General features: G+C 51.7%; 14 protein-coding genes. 11 read left to right on the top strand and 3 right to left on the bottom strand.

Annotated elements, in window-relative coordinates; genetic code table 11:
* Positions 1-81: 81 nt before the first annotated feature.
* From NSU14_RS17745 to NSU14_RS17720, 6 genes are all read left to right on the top strand, one after another.
* Positions 82-1,422, top strand: a complete 1,341-nt coding sequence (locus NSU14_RS17745; RefSeq protein WP_340946527.1) for an ABC transporter substrate-binding protein — start codon at positions 82-84, stop codon at positions 1,420-1,422.
* Between the two features lie 210 nt (positions 1,423-1,632).
* A complete protein-coding gene (locus tag NSU14_RS17740; RefSeq protein ID WP_042136182.1) occupies positions 1,633-2,529 on the top strand; it encodes a carbohydrate ABC transporter permease in 897 nt (298 codons plus the stop codon).
* The gene (locus tag NSU14_RS17735) at positions 2,522-3,346 is read left to right on the top strand and encodes a carbohydrate ABC transporter permease (RefSeq protein WP_340946524.1); all 825 of its coding nucleotides are present in this window, start codon (positions 2,522-2,524) and stop codon (positions 3,344-3,346) included. Before NSU14_RS17740 ends, NSU14_RS17735 begins: the two co-directional genes overlap by 8 nt.
* 760 nt (positions 3,347-4,106) lie before the next feature.
* Entirely contained in the window at positions 4,107-4,937 is an 831-nt protein-coding gene (locus NSU14_RS17730; protein WP_076246592.1) for a stalk domain-containing protein, read from the top strand.
* A 24-nt stretch (positions 4,938-4,961) separates the two neighbouring features.
* Entirely contained in the window at positions 4,962-6,038 is a 1,077-nt protein-coding gene (locus tag NSU14_RS17725; protein WP_340946522.1) for a DUF1835 domain-containing protein, read from the top strand.
* Positions 6,039-6,101: 63 nt separating this feature from the next.
* Positions 6,102-6,593 (top strand): DinB family protein, encoded by a 492-nt coding sequence (locus tag NSU14_RS17720; protein WP_042136186.1) that lies wholly within the window; start codon positions 6,102-6,104, stop codon positions 6,591-6,593.
* 115 nt (positions 6,594-6,708) lie between these two features.
* Here the strand turns inward: NSU14_RS17720 and NSU14_RS17715 are convergent, their stop codons facing one another.
* On the bottom strand, positions 6,709-8,385 hold the full coding sequence (locus NSU14_RS17715) for an ABC transporter substrate-binding protein (protein ID WP_340946520.1): 1,677 nt from the start codon (positions 8,383-8,385) through the stop codon (positions 6,709-6,711).
* A 114-nt stretch (positions 8,386-8,499) separates the two neighbouring features.
* Between NSU14_RS17715 and NSU14_RS17710 the strand changes: the two genes are divergently transcribed.
* The 4 genes from NSU14_RS17710 to NSU14_RS17695 all read left to right on the top strand — a co-directional run bounded on the left by NSU14_RS17710 (position 8,500) and on the right by NSU14_RS17695 (position 13,727).
* Positions 8,500-10,032, top strand: coding sequence for a DUF4153 domain-containing protein (locus NSU14_RS17710; protein ID WP_083705663.1), 1,533 nt, complete (start codon positions 8,500-8,502; stop codon positions 10,030-10,032).
* Between the two features lies 1 nt (position 10,033).
* A complete protein-coding gene (locus tag NSU14_RS17705) occupies positions 10,034-10,567 on the top strand; it encodes a hypothetical protein (RefSeq protein ID WP_042136192.1) in 534 nt (177 codons plus the stop codon).
* Between the two features lie 81 nt (positions 10,568-10,648).
* On the top strand, positions 10,649-11,347 hold the full coding sequence (locus tag NSU14_RS17700) for a Crp/Fnr family transcriptional regulator (RefSeq protein WP_340946516.1): 699 nt from the start codon (positions 10,649-10,651) through the stop codon (positions 11,345-11,347).
* 673 nt (positions 11,348-12,020) lie between these two features.
* Positions 12,021-13,727 carry a methyl-accepting chemotaxis protein gene (locus NSU14_RS17695; RefSeq protein ID WP_340946514.1) on the top strand — a complete coding sequence of 569 codons (1,707 nt, stop codon included), beginning with the start codon at positions 12,021-12,023 and terminating at the stop codon, positions 13,725-13,727.
* 158 nt (positions 13,728-13,885) lie between these two features.
* Here NSU14_RS17695 and NSU14_RS17690 read toward each other — a convergent pair whose 3' ends face one another.
* The gene (locus NSU14_RS17690; protein ID WP_340946513.1) at positions 13,886-14,641 is read right to left on the bottom strand and encodes a creatininase family protein; all 756 of its coding nucleotides are present in this window, start codon (positions 14,639-14,641) and stop codon (positions 13,886-13,888) included.
* 46 nt (positions 14,642-14,687) lie between these two features.
* A complete protein-coding gene (locus NSU14_RS17685; RefSeq protein WP_076248982.1) occupies positions 14,688-15,770 on the bottom strand; it encodes a nucleotidyltransferase domain-containing protein in 1,083 nt (360 codons plus the stop codon).
* Between the two features lie 528 nt (positions 15,771-16,298).
* Here NSU14_RS17685 and NSU14_RS17680 point away from each other — a divergent pair.
* Positions 16,299-20,252, top strand: a complete 3,954-nt coding sequence (locus NSU14_RS17680; RefSeq protein WP_340946510.1) for a galactose-binding domain-containing protein — start codon at positions 16,299-16,301, stop codon at positions 20,250-20,252.
* The last annotated feature ends 913 nt before the right edge of the window (positions 20,253-21,165 follow it).

Genomic DNA, 21,165 nt, shown 5'->3' with positions numbered 1-21,165 from the left:
ATGATAAAATTACTTATGTAATAAATAAGCGCTTACATGGAAGCGGAACTCATAAAAGCGCATCAAAGGGGAGGATTACAAATGAAAAAAGGCATTGCGTTATTGCTGATTTGCCTGCTTATGCTTACTGCCTGCAGCTCCAATTCGAACTCTAACTCCGGCTCCAAGAACACAGGGAATGCAGCTGCGGACACCGGAACAGCCGGAAACACAGCAACCACAGAACCTGCTCAGGCAAAAGAAATTACAATTTGGGCCTGGGACCCTGCATTCAATATTGCCGCACTGGAAGTGGCCAAAGCGGAATATGCCAAAACCAACCCTGATGTAAAAATCAACATTGTAGAATATGCACAGGCTGATATTATCCAGAAGCTGAACACTGGGCTGAACTCTGGAACAACCAAAGGCCTGCCGAATATCGTGCTGATTGAGGACTACCGTTCCCAGAGCTTCCTGCAATCGTATAAGGATTCCTTCTACGACCTGAGCGGCTCGATCAAAGGCTCTGACTTCGCGGATTACAAAAGCGGTCCGACCAGCCTGGACGGCAAGCAGTACGGAATTCCTTTTGACTCCGGCGTAACCGGACTCTATGTCAGAACCGATTATCTGGAGCAGGCAGGCTACAAGCTGGCCGATCTGCAGGATATTGACTGGAACAAATATATTGAAATCGGCAAAGCCGTGAAAGAGAAGACCGGCAAGGCGCTGATTACACTGGACCCGAACGACCTTGGACTGATCCGTGTGATGATTCAATCCGCCGGTGAATGGTATCTGAAGGAAGACGGCAAGACGCCGAATATTGCCAGCAATGCGCCGCTGAAGGAAGCGTTTGAAATCTATAAACAAATTATGGAATCCAATGTGGCTAAGGTGCATGCGGACTGGAGCCAGTTCGTAGCTGCTCTGAACAGCGGGGACGTCGCTTCGGTACCGACAGGCAACTGGATCACTCCATCGATCACAGCTGAAGCTACACAATCCGGCAAATGGGGGATCGCACCGCTTCCCAAGCTGACTGCGAATGAATCGGTTCATGCCTCGAATCTCGGCGGAAGCTCATGGTATGTGATGAATGTGGACGGCAAGGAAACTGCAGCCGACTTCATGGCAAAGACCTTCGGCTCCAATGTGGAAATGTATCAGAAGCTGCTCACAGACATCGGTGTTATCGGTACCTTCAAAGCGGCAGCGGGCGGAGAAGCTTACAGCCAGGCCAATGAATTCTTCAGCGGCCAGAAGATTGTATCGGATTTCGCCGCCTGGACAGAGCAGATTCCAAGTGTCAATTACGGTATCAATACTTACGCAATTGAAGACATCCTCATTGTAGAAATGCAGAACTATCTGAACGGCAAGGACATTGACAGTGTGCTGAGCGATGCCCAGGCCCAGGCTGAATCACAGATTAAATAGCTGAGTCTTGCACACAGGTAAACCTTGGGCGTGGCCTGCGGCTTCCGGGCTTTCAGGAGGGCGGGGCAGCGTCCGGGGTTTATTTTAAAAGATAAGAATTTATATGCTCCGCGCATAAATTATCCTTATCTTTCTCGCTGAAACGGTACCGTCCAAAAAAAGGACGGCAAAGCCGTTTCTACTTGAATACCATGAAGGGGCTGGGCCGATGTGAAAAAAACAAATGCGAGCGTGAGTATCCGTACCAAAAGCGTATTGACCGGATGGTCCTTCGTCCTGCTTGCGGTCATTCTGATCTTCGTCTTCTATTTCTACCCGATGCTCCAGGCGCTGATTCTGTCGTTCCAGACAGGCACCGGCAGCAATCTTACCTTCACCGGATTCGATAACTATACACGGCTGCTCTCAGACAAAACATTCCTTACTTCCGTGAAGAACACCTTCATCTATCTGCTGGTTCAAGTGCCGCTGATGATTGTACTGGCGCTGTTTATCTCAGTGCTGCTGAATGACAGCAAGCTGAAATTCAAAGGGTTTTTCCGGACGGCAATCTTCCTGCCTTGTGTAACTTCGCTGGTTGCCTATTCGGTAGTGTTCAAGTATTTGTTCGCCGGCAACGGGCTGGTGAATACCATGCTGCTGAAGCTGCATCTGGTCAGTGTCCCGATTGAATGGATCACCGATCCGTTCTGGGCCAAAATTACGATTATTATCGCAATCACCTGGCGCTGGACGGGCTACAATATGATTTTTTATCTGTCCGCCCTGCAAAATATTGATAGCTCCATCTACGAGGCCGCCAGAATTGATGGGGCTTCGGCGTCACGGCAGTTCTTCGGAATTACTGTCCCGCTGCTGAAGCCGATCATCCTGTTTACCTCGATCACATCCACCATCGGTACCCTGCAGCTGTTCGATGAGGTCATGAATATTACGAAGGGCGGTCCGGGAAATGCAACACAGACGATCTCCCAGTACATTTATAATTTGTCGTTCAAATATTCAGCGGACTTCGGCTATGCAGCCACTGTATCGTATTCCATCGTGATTATGATTGCGCTGCTGTCGGTCATCCAGTTCAAAGTGGCAGGTGATAAAAATGGCTAAGAGCAAACGTTTCTTCATGTATCTGTTCCTAAGCATCGCGGCCATTGTCTCGATTTTCCCGTTCTTATGGATGGTGGTCAGCTCCACGAACAAGTCGGTTGACGTCACCCGCGGACGGCTGCTGCCCGGAACACATCTGCTGGATAATTTCCAGAAGCTGCTGGACACCACAGACCTGCAGTTATCCCTGATCAATTCTGCTAAAATCTCGTTAACCACCACCCTGCTGGCGCTGCTGATTGCCTCGCTGGCCGGTTACGGCTTCGAAGTCTTCCGCAGCCGCTCGAAGGATATTGTGTTCAACATCCTGCTGCTGTCGATGATGATTCCGTTCGCCGCGCTGATGATTCCGCTGTACCGGATGTTCGGCAAAATCTCCAATGTGTTCCCGTGGATGGGCATTGATACGATGACTTCGGTCATCCTGCCTACGGTCACGACGGCATTCCTGATCTTCTTCTTCCGGCAGAGCACGAAGATGTTCCCGAAGGAGCTGCTGGAGGCCGGACGGATGGATGGGCTCAGCGAGCTGGGCATCTTCCTGCGTATCTATCTGCCCACCATGAAAACGACATACGCCGCCGGGGCAATCATCACATTCATGTCGAGCTGGAACAATTATCTCTGGCCGCTGATCGTGCTGCAGACGCCGCAGACGAAGACGATGCCGCTCCTGATCTCAACTCTCGGTTCGGGCTACGCCCCGGACTACGGAATGATTATGATCGCGATTGTGATCGGCACGATCCCGACGGCGCTGGTGTTCTTTGTGATGCAGAAGCAGTTTGTGGCTGGGATGATCGGGTCGGTGAAATGAACAGAAGAGTTCACTTGGGGCGGGGCGTAGCTACGGTGGATATTTTGGACTTCCGGCCGCTGTTGTCTCCAGATTTCTTGATTCTAGCCGCTTATAGCGGATGAAATCCGGAGACAAAGGCGGACGCTACCGCTCCTACAGTTCCAAAAATCCCCCTCCGTACTCAAGCCCTGTTGTGAAATTCTTAAGTTCATTTATGTGGGGTGTGGCAGGGGAGAATCGCGAAAGAGGCAAGCAGCAGGAAGGATGCTGCTTGCCTCTTTCACTTGCTTATTTTACTAGACGAGGGTTAAATTAGGGGGGGAGGGATAAGATGAGTTGCTTAAATGCGGACATTCAACCCGAATTTGGCGGCTGGAGCGGTGTTCGCTCAAGCGGAATTCAGCAATAGTTGTATTCTGTACAATTAAAAACAGTGAAAAGGTAGACTCGCCTCTTTTAACTGTAGTTTGTACAACTAAATTTGCTTGAATGGGTGAGAACCCATATACATGGACTCATTAGTTGTACGAAATACAACTAAACGGAGAATCGTTTGTAAATCAGACGTTTTAGTTGTACAAAGTGCAGTTAAGCGTAACGGAGGATATACCGTAATCGGGTCATGTCAAACCTCAGCAGGCGATTTACCAAGGTTTTGTCACTAGGTTTAACCTGATACGGGTACTAGTTTAATAGTTGCATGCGTTAACTTAACAAGAAATGCAGTAGCTGGAGCGATACATTCCAAACAAAGTAGGGAGTGGGGATGATATATACTATGAAGCAGACAAAGAAACTTCTGGTGGTGTTGCTGCTGGCAGCGGGAATGAGCTTGGCGTTATTAATAGGGGGTAGTGCGGGGAAGGTGCAGGCCGCAGCCAAGGAATATCCGGTGCTGCTCAAGATCAACGATTATTATGTGGTCTATACGGCACCGAAGGCGCCTTATGTGGATTCACAGGGACGAATGATGATTCCATTGCGCTCGATCAGCGAGCTGCTCGGGGCGAAGGTCAGCTACGATGCCAAAAGTAAAACGGCTACAATCGGGATGGATGATGTAACGGTTATGTTTACGATAAGGTCGAAGTCCGTTTCGGTTAACGGGGCTGCTCGCTCCATGGATACGATTCCGGTATTGGAGCAGAATTCGATGTTCATCCCGGTTAGTGTACTGGCGGGCAGTTTGGGCATCGTGAGTAAATGGGATCAGAGTAATCATCTCTATACATTGACAGGGGACACTCTGATGCAGACGGATATTATTAAATTAGCGATAGAGGATTTGGAGAGAAGCGCCTTTGGAGCACCGCCGGGGGCGATTATCAGCAACGATGCTTTCCGTCCTGTCTCGTACACGTATGACGAGGTAAAGGGCAGCTTTACTGTCAAGTCGCAGAATATAACCGGAAATGATATTCCGGCAGGAGCAGCGGATGTGGCAGCATATGTGGTGTTCAAAGATTCAGTCCAGTTCCCGGTGCAGAAACGGGAAAGACCGGCTGTCGGGAAGGACGGGTTCACCTTGGTTACCGCTCAGAAGCAATCGCCCTATCCCCCGCTTTATTTGCTTGTCAAAGGGAGGCTGCTTGACCGCTCCCCCATATAATTACCTGAACAAAGGTGGAATCAGATGATGAAAGATATGCAGGAAATCGTAAACGCTGTTAGCGGCTTGAAGGAAGATGAAGTACACTTGTATTTCATGCGGATTCTGGCGCAGATCAAGCGGTTAAAGGAACAGAGTGAGCGGCTTGAAGCACCGCTTGATGAACATATCGCCGGACCGGTTGCCAGCCTGCTGGGATACTACACCAGTCTGATGGATACTCCCAAAAAGCGGGAATTCTGGGACCCCTCACCGGATTGTACCCATGTGCATATCGTGTGCGGTGATTCCTTCGCCGGAGGCATGAAGCAAGCGTTGACAGGGCTAGGCTGGACAGACTCGCACAAGCTTGTTACACTGCGGGAGAATTATGCCATAGGTCCGCTGGGCCAGCTGGATTCGCCGGAGGGAAGGAAGGCCCGGAGTGAATGGTTCTTCCAGAATATCGTGGGATACACTACCGCCACTGATGAGTGCGAAGAAATGTATTCGGAGCTTATGGATAAGCTGGAGCAGATTCCTGAACAGGCTCAGGTCGTGATCTGGACCAGCGGTAATGCTAATGAGCAGACCGGGCTGCGTCTTGCTGTTCATCTGCTGGGGAGCAGACAGAGCGGGATTGTGGTATGTGATGCCTGTGCAACTTGTGAAGAGCTGTACAACACTCCGGATGCCTCCATCAAATACCGTAGTTCCGGTGAGATTCCGGCCGATAAGCTTCGGGAGGCGCTGCTGCGCATTCAGGACGGCAACAGGCTTACTGCTGCGGATATCACGCGGCTGGACCTGGAGTGGCAGAACATCTCAGAACAGTCCCAGGTATTGCGGATATGGCAAGAGGATGCTGTGCTTGAGGCGCCGGCTGATTATTATGACAGCTACCTGCTGGAGAAGCTGGACTACCTGAAGCCGCCTTCCGGAGATGACGGATTCCTGAAATCAGCCCGGTTAGTTGGAGAGGCGCTGGGATATTGCGACCAGTGTATCGGGGACTCTTTTTTCGAATATAGGGTAAGAGAACTGATCTATAGCGGTATCCTGGAGATTAAGGGCGTTCCGACAGCGCTGAGATTCTACAGTGTCAGACGGAGAGCAAACTGAACATGGAAACAGTACGTTGAATGCCGGAAATTCAAAATTACATTACAATTCAGGAGGCAGCCTATGCAAACATTATTCCGTTATAACTGGATGGTCCGCGAGGAATGGTACAAATGGTGTGAGGAGCTGCCGGAGGAAGAACTGCTGAAGGAACGGACCGGCGGAATGGGCGGAATCCTGAAGACGCTGGTTCATATTATCGATGTGGAATTGAGCTGGATCCGGGATATGGAGGGGAAGCCTGATTTTCGGGCAGATTTCCCGGAATATAACACGCTGCAGAAGATCAGGGAGCTGGATGCAAGGTTCCGGCCGGAGGTAGAGCAGTTCGTGCTGGCGTGGCATGAGGGGCTGGAGCAGAACATACTGAAGGATGAGCGGGCGGATGGACGGGTAATTGAGGATGCCTGGGGTGAGATTATGCGCCATATTATCGCTCATGAGATTCATCATTCCGGCCAGCTCTCTGTATGGTCCAGGGAGCTGGGCAGGAAGCCGGTATCCGCCAATCTGGTGGGCAGAGGGCTTGCGGGCAGTTTGCCCGGCAGAGAATAAAGGGTGCGTTTAGTCCTCTTTCAGACTTGATTTTACACTGCCAGCAGGCATGAACAAGATACAAATCTGAGTGTTGAAAAGGCCGCATCCAAGGCGGGCGAAGCTTAGATTAGCTTTACAGCTCCGGCGGAAACCAAAGGTGACGCAGATCCACCCAGCCCTGGCTGTTGAAGGTAACGCCACGGACAGAGGGCAGATAAGCCGTCTCGGCAGGCTTCTCGTACAGGATGTGCAGCTGATGATCCCGGGTCAGGCTGTCCTCGATAATCCTGAAGCCCTCTGTCCGGGCAGCGGCGTCAGGCTCCCGGGAGATCATATGCAGTCTGCCTTCAATGTCGGCGCGGGTGCGCGGCTCAATATGCTGCGATAGTGTCAGATACAGATCGTACAGCCGCAGCTGTTCATCCTGATCACGGAGCAGAGAGAAGACAATCAGATCCGATTGCAGGCGGATCGGTCCCTTGAATTCCTCCGGGGATACGGAGACCACCTTACAGGCATATCCGTGCTGCTTCAGCCTTGCTGCAATGTATTCAGCGTCCCCGGCATACTGCGGAATGGTGGCAATCTGCAGTGCTGCCGCCGGAAGACTGGCTGAATGCGTGAAAGGTTCACGGGGAGCTTCATGCAGACAGGACAGAATATCGGCACGGAGAAGGGGATCGCTTAGCGGTCCCTTTTTTTTGGTGTTGCAGGTGACGAATTTGCGTACCGAGGATTCGGAATGAATCTTGCTCAGAGAGCCGGTACCCGCTGCCTGCGGATTCGGAATGACATGGAAGCCCGAACCTGTCTCGGAGGGTCCCGGCGCAAGCCCCCAGGGTACATAGATGATTTCCACACGGTCCAGATGAGCCCGCCCCTGAAAATAATAAGGGAACACCTCCAGCACGCAAGTATCCTCGCTCATCTCCACCACCTTGAAAGGCCCGGTTCCCGCAGGTCTTCGTCCAAATACATTCTCACCGATGGACTGCAGGTCACGGGGGACGATCGCCGCCCGGCTGGTGCAGAGGAACGGGAGGAAGAGCTCGTTCGGCTTCTTCAGCAGAATGCGGACGGTGGAGGCATTCAGTGCTCTAACTTCCTGGATTTCCTTGAAAATATAGCTGTACAGCGTCCGCTGTGAGGTAGACATCATCCGTTCAAACGAGTAGACCACATCCTCGGCGGTCAGTACCTTGCCGTGATGGAACAAGACTTCTTTGCGCAGATGGAAGGTCCACGCGGTACGGGCTTCGTCGGTCTCCCAGGCATGGGCCAGACCGGGGATCACTTTGCCGCGTTCGCCGCTGCGGCCGACCAGACCGTCAAAGACATGGCTGGAAACAAAAGACTCTGCCAGCAGATTCATATACAGCGGATCGAAGGTATGCAGCTGCTGCGTGACCGGCAGCCGCAGCGTATCAATCCGCTTGTCGCTCTGCATCTCGGCATGATGCCCGAAGTAAGCCAGCAGCCAGCCCTGGAGTGTATCCTGCAGGGCGGAGGTGCGCGCATGTCCGCGGATTCCCTCCAGAGCGCTGCTGATATCCTTGCTGCTGATGGCCTGCATCATGGATTCCAGGGCAATATCCTCGGAGGCTGCGAGGAACACCAGCTTGGAGCGCCGCCCCCGTCCCCGGCTGGGCGTCCAGGTGATCCAGTTCATTTCTACCATTTTGCGGATCACATGCAGTGCATTGCGGTGGGTACAGCCGAGGGTCAAGGCCAGCTCATCGAGAGTAACAAGGACCTCTGCCGGGCCTCCATGATGCGAATGCAGCTTCAGAAATTGACTGTGTAGCTTCATTTATAGGGTTCTCCTTTCACAAAATAGGAAATTAATAATAATATATTTCTCTTTTTCTTCTTATTTTATCAGCTAGAATCAGGGTAGGAAAGTAAAAAGATGGAGGAATTTACCATGGACAATCAAACCGTATCCAAACCGGGGTTTGCGCGCGTTGTTTTGTTGGCCGCGTTTCTGCTTGCGCTTGTGCATCAGTACCTGTTCTACGGCAAGATGCCCGGAATCTCTTACCCGATTTTTGTAGTGCTGTTCTATGCCTTTATGCTCTATTTCGGCAAGGAGAAGCTGCGTAAGCACAACTGGTTCAGCTATATGTGGATGGGTTCGGTCTTACTCTTGTCGCTGACGTACGCACTGTTTGGCAACTGGTTTTTCTTCGGGCTTAATTTTCTTGTCATTCCGGCGCTGATTCTATTACATATGACTTATATGTTCAGTTACCGCCTGCCCGCCTGGAGCGGCTTCGGGCTGATCGGAGCGGCTTTGGAGCATTTCTTCCCCCAGAGCCTGCGCCACTGGAATACTGCAGTGAAGCTGTTACGCCGCAGACAGGGCGGAGTGTCTAATGAACGCAAGCAGGTTCTGATCCGTGTGGTGATCGGGCTGCTGATTTCCCTTCCGCTGCTGCTCATCGTCACCTCGCTTCTCTCCACGGCGGATGGGGTATTCAACCGGCTGCTGTCAGAGCTCCCGGGTTACTTTGATAATATCTCTTTTGGTGAGTGGGTCTCCAGGGCGTTGTGGATTATTCTGCTTGGACTCGGGATGTTCGGCTTTGTGTGGGGATTTATTGACAGTAAGTCCTATATCCGGACCTATCCGCCGAGCGGGCTGGATGCTCTGACAGAGCAGGATGTGACCGAACCGGAAGAGGAAAGCATCGGCGTTGATGATCCGATCATCATTACTACGGTTCTTGCGGTAATTAATGCCGTATACATGCTGTTTGTGAGCGTGCAATTCTCGTATTTGTTCGGGGCCTGGGAAGGCATTCTGCCGGATGGCAAGACGTATGCGGATTATGCGCGGAGCGGATTCTTTGAGCTGATTCTGGTGACAGCGATCAATTTCGCGATTCTGCTGCTCTCCTTGCTGGCGGTGCGCAAAGCAGGCGGCGGGCTGAAGCGGGTAATTCAGATTCTGCTCTATATTCTGGTTCTGTGCTCCATGGTCATGCTCTACTCTGCATACTCCCGGCTGACATTGTATGAAGAAGCGTATGGTTATACCTATATCCGCTTCCTGGTGCATGCCTTCATGATCTTCCTCGGGCTGCTGCTTGTTCTGGCTGCGGTGCGGATCAGCCGGGCAGAATTCCCATTGCTTAAGTGTTACATCGTGCTCGGTTTGTTGTCTTATGTGCTGATGAACTATATCGGGATGGATCATATTATCGCCCGGCAGAATATTCAGCGGTACGCCGCAAGCGGCACCCTGGATGCCAATTATCTGGCCGGACTGTCCGCGGATGTGGTTCCGGAGCTGATTGAGTTCAGCAGGCAGGAGAAAGGTATTCTTGACGAAGCGCTGCACAGCCGTTTGTCTGACCGGTCAGAGCCGCTGAAGAGCTGGCCATCCTTCAATCTAGCCAAATTCCAGGAGCGTAGGGAACTGGAACAATATTTTGAGAAGGGCGTTGCACACTAATATGGGGATAAAACGGATAGTATTTATTCTGATTGCTGTGATCATTGCGGGTTTCGGTGTCTATCAATTCTCGGCATATTCCGAAAAGCTGACGTCTTCCACAGACCTTGCCCGCGAAGCGATCGGCGGTGTGAACCTGCATGACAATATTAATGACAGTCATCTGCTTAAGCAGTTAGGCAGCCCGTTAAGTAAAGAGGATAATGAGCTGTATGATTACTATCATTGGGAGGACGGTCTTGTCACTGCCTCTGTCCATTCCGGCCCGGATGAAGGAATGATCAAGCGGATCATGATCACCGCCACGGATAATAACCGTTCGGATGATCCGCTCCATACAGCCTTAGGCATCGGACTGGGAGACAGCAAACAAAGTGTGCTTGACCTGTATGGAAGCAAATATTACAAAAGCAATGAGCAGACCGCAGATATTATCGGATACATTGATCACAAACAAGGGGTAACTTTGGAATTCTGGTGTTCTCCGGATGCAACTGTAGCTGAAATCCGCCTGGACGACGCCGATATGAAGTAAGGCCGGTTAGCCCTTTGCCCTGAAGCTGTGGTACAGTTTGAACATAAGCTTGACTTTACACGGCGGGAGAGGAAGAACGGCATGAATTCGATAGTAAATCCGGAGGCGGTACGCAGTCTTGCGGAGCAGAATAATCTTACGGCAATGTTCAGCAGCGGCGCAATTGCCCAGATGGAGCTTCGGCGCTACAGCGACGGGGAAGCAGTGTGTACGGTGGGCGACCGGCTGGAGAGCATGTTCATTCTGGTGCAGGGCAAGCTGAAGATTCATACGCTGCTGCCTAACGGCAAATCAATGCTGGTCCGGTTCGCCAGGCCGATGTCGGTGATCGGGGATGTGGAGCTGCTGCGCCAGTATCCGGTCAAGAATGAGGTGGTATCGGTGGGGGACAGCCTGCTGCTGGTGGCCGGAAGAAAGCTGCTGCTAAAAGAGTTCGAAGACAATACGGCGCTGCTGCGCTTCCTCGTCGGGGAGCTGAGCCATAAGCTGTATACGCTGGGCCAGACCTCGGCCATGAATGTGCTGTATCCGGTGGAGAACCGCTTCGCCAGCTACCTGATGTCACTCTTCTCGGACAACACCGGCGCTCAGCGGGTAGAAGAGATCCGTACCTCCAGCCTGACAGAGACTGCCGATCTGCTGGGTACAAGCTACCGGCATCTGAACCGGGTGGTGCGGCGCCTAATCGAAGAAGGGATCATTGAACGCAGGCGTGGCCGGCTAATTGTGCTGGATGAAGAGAGGCTCGCCATGCTTGCGAACGGGAATTTGTACGAATGAATCTAAGTGAACTCTAGCGAGACTGAGCAAACCTGGGTGAATGACAGCAACCTACTTACATAGCTATAGAAGTTTAACGCATAGAGTACTCTTCCAGAAAACCGTCATCTCCTGCCTTTGGCCGGGGGGGCGGTTTTTTTGTGTTGTTTATGCAAAAAGGGTGATTTTGCTCTTGCATCAGGAATCCCGCTGAATCCCCCGGAAGCCGGGCCAAAGGAGAGCCAATGTATGCGAAAAACCGAATACAATGTGCTGCCATGGAGGTAATCGGGCCAATGTATGCGAAAAACCGAACACAATGGGCTTCCCTGGAGGTAACCGGGCCAAATGTATGCGAAAAACCGAACACAATGTGCTGCTATGGAGGTATGTTACTGTAATTCACGATTCTTATATTTGCCGCAATCTCCTGCTGAAACATACATTGCCTTAGAGCCGGATCAGCTGCTTCTGCATTGTTTCAGCGAATGCTCAGCTCCATTTCAGATTGGTTTAAGGATTGGAACGTAAGATACAGGCATGAGGAAAAGATTAGCAACATGCTTAAGGAGGGACGGGCCAGCACCAGACGCATGGAGCGTGCATGCAGGTGGATACACGCAGGATACATAGTGTACAAGCCCCTAAGGGCAGGGGTTATGCAGTATAGCTTACATATGGAGTGGAGAAATTCATGATGTTCAACAGACTTAGAGGGATACGTGCCAAAATCATGTCGGGGTTCGCCGCCGTTATTATCGTGTTCATTATCGCAATCGCGGGCAGCACATTATTTCAGGGTAAGGTAACCATGCTTACGGAGCAGATCAACCGTAATTACAGCAAGCTGTCACTGGTGCAGGGGTTAACCGATGATATCCGTACGACAGATGGGCTGGCGGCGAGGTATGTCATGAGCAATACGGATGAGGAAAGAACGGCCAACCTGACTGCTTATGAAGCGATGATCCCGCAGATTACGGCGGCGGCGGAAGAACTGAAGGATGCGGGCCTGAACGAAGCTGAGCTTGCGGGAATTACGAATCTGGAGAGTGAATGGGGCAATTATCTGGCCGTGCTGGAGGAAGCTTTTGCATTAGCCAAAGACGGCAATTTCCCGGAAGCACAAAAGTCGTTTACGACGCTCTCTCTGGATACCATTATCGATTCACAGCTTGTATTTGAGAATATGCTGCATGAAGAAATTGCGAAGGAGCAGAGTCAGGCGGCTACCCATCGCAGCTCGTCTATGGTTACGAGTATGGGAGTCACGGGATTATCTGTCCTGCTGGCTGTGCTGATCGCGTTCGTGATGTCGGCACGGATTCTGAAGCCGCTGAGTGATGTGAACAAGCAGCTCAAAGAGATTGCAGACGGCGATGCCGATCTGACCCGCAAGCTGAGTGTGCGGACGAAGGATGAGATCGGTGATCTGGCCCTGAATTTCAATAAAATGACCGATAATCTGGCGGCGATGATCGGCCAGGTTAATGCTTCTGCCAGCGGCCTCGCCGCTTCTTCGGTCAAGCTGACCGCTGATAGCGGGATGACTGCTGAAGCGACTGAGAAGATTGCCGGGATTATGGGCGAAGTTGCTACTGGCACAGGCCGGCAGATGAATGATCTGCAGACCAACATGAATACGATTATTGAAATGTCAGCCGGGATTCAGCAGATTGCTGCCAGTGTACAGGATATTTCGGAAGCCTCTCTGCGCTCTGCCGAATATGCGGTTGCCGGAGATCACTCCCTGCAGTCCGCCGGCCGTCAGATGGATTCCATCAACGAATCCATTCAGTCCCTCTCGCACCAGGTCATGGGCTTCGTGAAGCGGTCACAGGAAATTGGCAGCATTGTCGGAGTGATCAAGGGGATTGCATCGGAGACGAATATGCTGGCGCTGAATGCAACGATCGAAGCGGCGCGGGCCGGAGAGCAGGGCAGAGGATTTGCGGTAGTGGCCGATCAGGTGCGCAGACTAGCCGAACAGTCAGCTGAATCCGCCAATCTGATTGCCGAGATGGCGGCCGGAATCCAGTCCGATGCCGACCATGCAGTGAAGGTGATGAAGAACAGCATGAACGAAGTGCAAAGCGGAACTAATATCATTGAAGAGGCCGGACATTCCTTCCATGAAATCCGCAGCTCGATTGATTCGCTGGCCGGACAGGTTCAGGAGGTATCCGGGGCCGTGGAAGAAATCACGGCGGCTACGGAGGAAATCGTAGACTCCATCCGCACGGTTACGCAGATTTCGGAGACTACTGCGGCTAATACGCAGCAGGTATCCGCTGCCTCGCAGGAGCAGATGGCTTCGGTAGAACAAATTGCTTCATCTGCCAGCGCGCTGAGTATGCTGGCGCAAGGTTTGCAGGGTCTCGTGGCACGTTTCAACGTGTAGATTAACAGGCCTTCAGCTTATTTTCAGCTTGATCATGCAGAATAATTAAGAATTCTCTCCCAGAGAATATAACAAAGACCCTCGCCGGAAACGGCGGGGGTCTTTGTATTCAGCGGGTAGAAGCATTCATAATCATTCATGCCCGATGGACGAATATACTATTTCGCCATCTTTCTCCGGTAGGCTTCCTCAAGAATCTGAAGTAACCCTTCACTCCGTTTATGAATGAACGTCTCCCAGAACAGCCTGCCTTTCTCACTTAATTCTTGATCGGTGTAGCTGCCTTCTTCAAATTTCCCCCAGCAGCCATCTTCGGTAAGCTTGTCCCATCCCATATAATCTGCATACAACCGGTTGTCAGCAGGGATGCTGGAGCCCATAGACTTCGTCTGAACCCGTTCAGGGCATAACCACATGGCGGTGCACACCGACAATAACCCGGCATGCATCTCATCTAAACCTTCCAGACCGGCTTGCGTCGCTGCTTCTGTCCAGGCATGAGGAGTGTTGTGATTTGGGGCAATCAAAAGAAGCTCGGGGTACTTGTAATTGATATGCTTAACAAAGGCCGCTTCCCAGTACGCTCCACCATGTCCATTGCATACTACAAACTTGGTAAATCCCTGTCTTGCTAAATTCATAATAATATCTTCTAACATTGCAGTTAAAATATTCGGGCTGACCGTTACCGTTCCCTTACAGTTGGCATGCTCTTCTGAAGTGTTAAACGGGAGGGTAGGCAGAACGTAGGCATTTAATGCTTTTCCATAGGATTCAGCATACAACTCTGCAATTAATGTATCCAAATGCATGGGAAGAAAGGGTCCGAATTGCTCGGTTGCACCAACGGATATAATAACGGTATCAATTCCGCTGGCTGCAACTTCGGTCGTTGTATTTTTATAACTAAGCATAATAACCTCCTGATCATATGGCCATTTAATTATCCCGTAGAATTACCTAAACCTTCATATATTGTCTATACAGCTCCTCAAAGGTACTATAGCGTTCGACCGGCCGGCCGGTGCGGTTATATTCTTCCAGATATTCATCCATCGCCAGCAGGAACTGCTCCTTAAATCCATCAAGCTGATCCGCATCGAAGTGTTGCAGCAGATCAAACCTCCGGGTTCCCCGCGACTCTGTCATTTCATCCAGGAACTGCTGTGCCCCCATTGCGGTATAGAAAGCATAGGATTTGTCTTTCATTTCGCTGCTTGCAATAACCTTATGGCGGTAATTACACCATAGCTCTTCATAGGTGCCCGCCAGATTATCGTAGGCCGGTACAGGCTGGATTACATATTTTTGATACAAGGTATTGTACAGATCATGGATGCTTCTTAGAAGGGTATAGGTGGTGCTTCGTATGTCATCCATAGTCTTGGCATGAATCACATCCATATATATCGTTTCAAAATCCTCAGGAATATACCGGTAGGCGGCAATTTCCTCCAGATATCGCTTAAGCCCTCTTTTAAAATACGTATTATTCAAATTTGTCAGTGCATAGACCAGATTGTAGACCACCTCGCATGAAGCCAGCCTGACGGTTCCGAGATCCTCAGCAAGCATGGTATTCGCATACTCCTGCTTGGCACTGTCGATCCACTTCTTCGCTCTGCCGATGCATTCGCTCCCGATAGGCTTAGCTAAAGTGTCCAGCGCCCTCTGTCTGTACGCATTGAATTTCTCCATATATTCCGGTTTGGCACAATAGAGCACCTGCAAATCTATCAGACTGGAGGTCATCGGACTCTCAAGCGCAGCCTGCTCTTCAATCCGGGTCTCCCATGGAGTGCAATAGATATCGTATCCGACATCCCCCAGTATGAAGCAGGAAGAGATGCCCCAGCCCTGATGGTTGTTATTGATGATAATTAGATCCAGATCGCTTTTGTCATGGAAATCTCCGGTACGAAAAGAGCCCGTAAGCCCGATCATTGCAATCTCCTCCGGATAATCCCGCTTGGCCCGCTCAATAACCATGTTAATGAGTTTCTCGTTTTTAAGGAATAGTTCCTGTTGGTCAGCTTCATTCATGTGTAGTTCCCCCTTGGCCCGTGCCTTGTGTATCCATTGTATAGGCATCCTGCCTTCGGGGGTATGCCGACTTTAGTTAAGTTTAAACTCTCCCGGTGTTGTTCAGTGGAATCGAGTGCTGCTCCGCTCAGGAGTGCTGCATAAAAATATGAAATCCGTATTTATGCACACACTAATCATAGAATACGCCATCGACCTCAACCTAGTGATATCTTATATTATTACCATAATTAGTTAGTTCATAGGCTCACTCCGGGTCCGGTCCGTTTCTCTTGCGCTTGCGGTTTGCTGTTCTGCATATTGACGCAAGGAGCGGACCGGTCTTTTGAATGTGTAAGGGAAGCAGTGGGGGGAGGAGTGAACTGGCTGATTGCAAAATTATCTTCAGGACTGCAAGAAGGCAAGGGAATCAAGAAGGCAAGGGAATCAAGGAGGCGAGGAGTATAAGGATAAGGATAAGGGGAAGGGGCATTTTTGAAAGCGCATACTTTAAGGCTGCATCATAAAATTATAGGAGGTGGTTGGCAGATGATTACCAGACACAAGGCTTCTGTGAAAAGGACATTCCTGTTGTACAGTCTGATTCTTGCGCTATGTGTGGGCCAGTTGGCGTTATTCCCGGCAGTGGGGGCAGCGGCAGGCAATCTGGCTCAAGGCAAGACGATTACCGCTAGCTCGGTCGGTGATGTGTATGTGGCAGCGAACGCCAATGACAGCAACCAGGGGACGTATTGGGAGAGTGCCAGCAATGCTTTTCCGCAATGGATCAAGGTCGATCTAGGCTCCAGCAGCAGCGTCAATCAGGTTGTACTCAAGCTGCCGTCAGCCTGGGAAGCAAGAACACAGACATTGTCCGTTCAAGGCAGTACGGATGATGCTTCTTACAGCAACCTGGCTGCATCTGCTGCCTACAGCTTCAATCCTTCCAGCGGCTCTAACACAGTCACTGTTAATTTCACTGCTGCAACAGCCCGTTATATTAAAATAACCTTCACGGCCAACACCGGCTGGCCTGCTGCGCAGTTATCCGAACTCGAGGTGTACGGAACTGCGGTTTCGGCACCGGGAACTTATGAAGCGGAAGCTGCCGCCTTGTCCGGCGGGGCCAAAACCAACACAGATCACACCGGCTATACCGGGTCGGCGTTTGTTGATGGTTATCTTGCCCAAGGAGCAGCGACAACGTTCACCGTTTCGGCTGCATCTGCTGGCAATTACAGCGCAGCGCTGCGGTATGCCAATGCCTCCGGCAGCACCAGGACGCTGAGTGTCTACGTGAACGGTACCAAGATCAAGCAGACCTCACTTGCTAACCTGGCCAACTGGGATACCTGGTCTACACAGGCAGAAATCCTGGCGTTAAATGCCGGAAATAACACGATTGCCTACAAATACGATGCGTCCGACTCCGGCAACGTGAATCTGGATCAGCTGGTCCTGACCGTCTCAACGGCCCCGACGGCTACAGCAACCCCCGTTCCGACGGTGGCACCAACGGTAGCGCCGACAGCCACACCAGTGCCAACGGCAACAGTAGCACCAACGGCTTCTCCTACTGTAGCCCCGACGGCCACACCAACCCCAACGCCTGCTCCAACCCCAACTGTCACACCATCACCTTCGCCAACTGTCACACCATCACCTTCGCCAACTGCCTCGCCGACGGCCTCCCCAAGCGCGGGTCCTGGCTCGAACCTGGCAATCGGCAAAGCGGTTAATGCCTCATCTTCAGTCTTTACGTTTGTCCCCGCGAATGCCAATGACGGAGATGTGACTACGTACTGGGAAGGAGCGGGCGGAAGCTACCCGAACACACTGACTGTGAACCTTGGCGCGAACGCCAATGTGACCTCGGTAGTTGTGAAGCTGAATCCTGCAGCGGCCTGGGCTACCCGTACCCAAACCATTCAGGTACTGGGTCATAACCAGTCTACCGGCACCTTCACGAGTCTAGTTCCGGCCACGGTGTACACCTTTAACCCGGCCAGCGGCAACTCCGTGACCATTCCTGTCACAGCAACGGCCAGCGAGCTGCAGCTGAAATTCACCACGAACTCCGGTTCAAGCGCCGGACAGGTAGCTGAATTTCAGATCATCGGCACACCGGCTGCGAATCCGGATCTGACAGTAACGGCAATGTCCTGGAGCCCTTCCGCTCCGGTAGAGACCGATGTCATCTCGCTGAATGCTACCGTCAAGAATACCGGGTCTGCTTCAGCGGCAGCAACAAACGTCAGCTTCTATCTGGGTACCACGCTTGCCGGGACAGCACCAGTCGGTGCACTGGCCGCAGGTGCTTCGGCTACAGTATCGCTGAACATCGGCGCCAAAGATGCCGTAACCTATGCCTTAAGTGCAAAGGTCGACGAGAGCAACACCGTCATTGAGCTGAATGAAGGGAATAACAGCTTTTCGAATCCCGCATCGCTTACCGTAAATCCGGTATCCAGCTCGGATCTGATTGCTTCTCCGGTCAGCTGGTCGCCGGGGAATCCGGCTGGCGGGAATCCCGTGAGCTTCTCAGTCGCTATTAAGAATCAGGGAACGGCAGCCTCGGCAAGTGGTGCACATAACATCACACTGACCTTGACTGATGCGACCACCGGTGCGGTAATCAAAACGCTGACCGGTGCTTATAACGGTGTCATTGCCAGCGGAAGCACAACGGCTCCGGTTGCCCTTGGAACCTGGACCGCTGTGAACGGGAAATATAATGTAAAAACTGAAATTGCCGCAGACGCTAATGAACTGGCAGTGAAACGGGCCAACAACATCCAGAATCAGTCGCTGTACATTGGACGCGGGGCCAATATGCCTTACGATATGTATGAAGCGGAGGACGGGGTTGTCGGGGGCGGAGCAGTCAAGCTGAATCCGAACCGCAATATCGGTGATCTTGCCGGTGAAGCCTCGGGCAGAAGAGCAGTCACGCTGAATACTACAGGCAGCTATGTTGAGTTCACCACCAAAGCCAGCACTAATACGCTCGTTACCCGGTTCTCAATTCCGGACTCGGCAAGCGGTGACGGAACAACCGCTACACTTAATATCTATGTGAACGGCGTATTCAACAAAGCCATAACGCTGAACTCCAAATACGCCTGGCTGTATGGCTCAGAGATCAGCCCGGGCAATATGCCAAGCGCCGGTTCGCCGCGCCACATCTATGATGAAGCGAATATTATGTTCGACAGCACCATTCCGGCGGGCAGCACAATCAGACTTCAGAAGGACGCAGCCAACACTTCACAGTATGCGATTGACTTCGTCAGCCTGGAGCAGGTAGCGCCGATCGCTAATCCGGACCCGGCCAAATATACGGTTCCGCTCGGCTTCACGCACCAGGACGTGCAGAATGCGATTGATAAGGTCCGTATGGATACAACCGGCAACCTTACCGGTGTATATCTTCCAGCCGGATCGTATGAAACCTCGAACAAGTTCCAGGTCTACGGCAAAGCGATTAAAATTGTCGGAGCCGGCCCCTGGTATACCCGGTTCTATGCACCGGTCAACCAGTCCAATACGGATGTTGGCTTCAGGGCTACCGATTCAGCGAACGGCTCCACCTTCTCGGGATTTGCCTATTTCGGCAACTATACCTCACGCATTGACGGTCCCGGCAAAGTGTTCGACTTCTCCAATGTAGCGAACATTACAATCGACAACATCTGGACCGAACATCAGGTATGTATGTACTGGGGGGCGAATACCGACTACATGGTGATCCGAAACTCCCGTATCCGCAACACCTTCGCCGACGGCATCAATATGACCAACGGCAGCACGAACAACCTCGTGTCCAACAATGAAGCACGGGCGACCGGAGATGACAGCTTCGCGCTGTTCTCGGCAATCGATTCCGGCGGCTCGGACATGAAGGACAATGTATACGAGAACCTGACTTCGATCCTGACCTGGCGTGCAGCCGGTGTAGCCGTCTACGGCGGTTATGCCAACACCTTCCGCAACATCTATATTGCGGATACACTCTGCTATTCGGGGATTACGATCAGCTCACTGGACTTCGGGTATGCCATGAACGGCTTCGGCGCATCGCCGACTACGAATTTCCAGAACATTTCGGTCGTCCGGGCCGGCGGACATTTCTGGGGCTCACAGACCTTCCCGGCCATCTGGGTATTCTCCGCCTCCAAGGTGTTCCAGGGCATCCGCGTCAGTGATGTGGATATCATTGATCCGACCTATCACGGGATTATGTTCCAGACCAACTATGTCGGCAATTCACCGCAATTCCCTGTAGCGGACACGATTTTTACAAATGTTACGATTTCCGGCGCGCAGAAGAGCGGCGATGCCTTCGACGCCAAATCCGGAGTCGGCATCTGGGCCAACGAATCGGCTGAAGCAGGTCAAGGCCCGGCGGTAGGTAACGTAGTTTTCAATAACTTGAAGATCCTGAACACTGTAACGCCTATTAAAAATACCACGTCGACGTTTACGATTACGGTGAATCCGTAGGGCTGAAATTGTATAGCTGATTATTGTATGGCTGAATATTGCTCAGCTGCATTATGCTAAGTTGCATGATATTCAGCATGCTGCAAAAAACCGCCTCCCGTGTGTCCGGGGGGCGGTTTTTCCCGTTGAACCGGATAACTGTCCTCCTTTGGACAGCAGAACCTGTTCATCTTGGAACCGGGTCTAGGACTGTTTGTACAAACAGCCACCAAACTGCGGAAATCCTGCAGGTTATACAACATTTCAGGCTCAAGCTCGCCTAACTGCGGAAATCCTGCATATTTTACAACATTTCAGGCTCTGTCCAGTCTAAAAAGACGGAAATATTGTATGTTTTACAACAATTAAGGAGTTATCTTGCTTATCTGAGGAAAATTATTGTATTTTGTACAACAATCCGTAATTTGGCTCGCTCATCTGCTGAAAATCCCGCATAAAGTACAACAATTCCGGTTGTGTCCCACATTACCGGTGTTATCCCTGCTAGTTAGCCTGTGTCCGCGGCTAATCCTTACTATTCTCGCAGCCCTTGCACCCCGCCGCCACGCACCCCCGCCGCCACGCACCCCCGCCGCCACACATTCCGCAATCCACGCACCCCGCAACCCACGCTACGCCGCCACACCCTCCACAATCCACACCCCCGCCGCCACACACTCCGCAATCCACCCCCACCGCCACGCACCCCCGTTGCCACACTTTCCGCAGTCCATCCCCCTGCCGCCACGTACCACACATCCCCCCACAGATCGCCGTTCAGCACTAAGTACACTTATACAAGCCCTCTGACTCCACTATTCAAGCGGGCATAGGCGGTTCAGTATTCTGTCCGTGGATATTAGCAGGGTTTCTGGCTTAAGAGTAGCCCCTCTGAAGCCGCCAAATCGACAAGTGCCACCCGGTAGCGATACAA

This window comes from Paenibacillus sp. FSL R10-2771, from assembly GCF_038000205.1.
Lineage (GTDB): Bacteria > Bacillota > Bacilli > Paenibacillales > Paenibacillaceae > Paenibacillus_AQ > Paenibacillus_AQ phytohabitans.
Note: the sequence above shows the minus strand (reverse complement) of the source record. Positions and strands in the feature narration are given on the sequence as shown.

What these genes read in the sequence shown, in the direction of transcription:
- NSU14_RS17745 (WP_340946527.1), top strand. Translation starts at nt 82, where the DNA reads ATGAAAAAAGGCATTGCGTTATTGCTGATTTGCCTGCTTATGCTTACT.
- NSU14_RS17735 (WP_340946524.1), top strand. Translation starts at nt 2,522, where the DNA reads ATGGCTAAGAGCAAACGTTTCTTCATGTATCTGTTCCTAAGCATCGCG.
- NSU14_RS17730 (WP_076246592.1), top strand. Translation starts at nt 4,107, where the DNA reads ATGAAGCAGACAAAGAAACTTCTGGTGGTGTTGCTGCTGGCAGCGGGA.
- NSU14_RS17725 (WP_340946522.1), top strand. Translation starts at nt 4,962, where the DNA reads ATGATGAAAGATATGCAGGAAATCGTAAACGCTGTTAGCGGCTTGAAG.
- NSU14_RS17720 (WP_042136186.1), top strand. Translation starts at nt 6,102, where the DNA reads ATGCAAACATTATTCCGTTATAACTGGATGGTCCGCGAGGAATGGTAC.
- NSU14_RS17715 (WP_340946520.1), bottom strand. Translation starts at nt 8,385, where the DNA reads ATGAAGCTACACAGTCAATTTCTGAAGCTGCATTCGCATCATGGAGGC.
- NSU14_RS17710 (WP_083705663.1), top strand. Translation starts at nt 8,500, where the DNA reads ATGGACAATCAAACCGTATCCAAACCGGGGTTTGCGCGCGTTGTTTTG.
- NSU14_RS17705 (WP_042136192.1), top strand. Translation starts at nt 10,034, where the DNA reads ATGGGGATAAAACGGATAGTATTTATTCTGATTGCTGTGATCATTGCG.
- NSU14_RS17700 (WP_340946516.1), top strand. Translation starts at nt 10,649, where the DNA reads ATGAATTCGATAGTAAATCCGGAGGCGGTACGCAGTCTTGCGGAGCAG.
- NSU14_RS17695 (WP_340946514.1), top strand. Translation starts at nt 12,021, where the DNA reads ATGATGTTCAACAGACTTAGAGGGATACGTGCCAAAATCATGTCGGGG.
- NSU14_RS17690 (WP_340946513.1), bottom strand. Translation starts at nt 14,641, where the DNA reads ATGCTTAGTTATAAAAATACAACGACCGAAGTTGCAGCCAGCGGAATT.
- NSU14_RS17685 (WP_076248982.1), bottom strand. Translation starts at nt 15,770, where the DNA reads ATGAATGAAGCTGACCAACAGGAACTATTCCTTAAAAACGAGAAACTC.
- NSU14_RS17680 (WP_340946510.1), top strand. Translation starts at nt 16,299, where the DNA reads ATGATTACCAGACACAAGGCTTCTGTGAAAAGGACATTCCTGTTGTAC.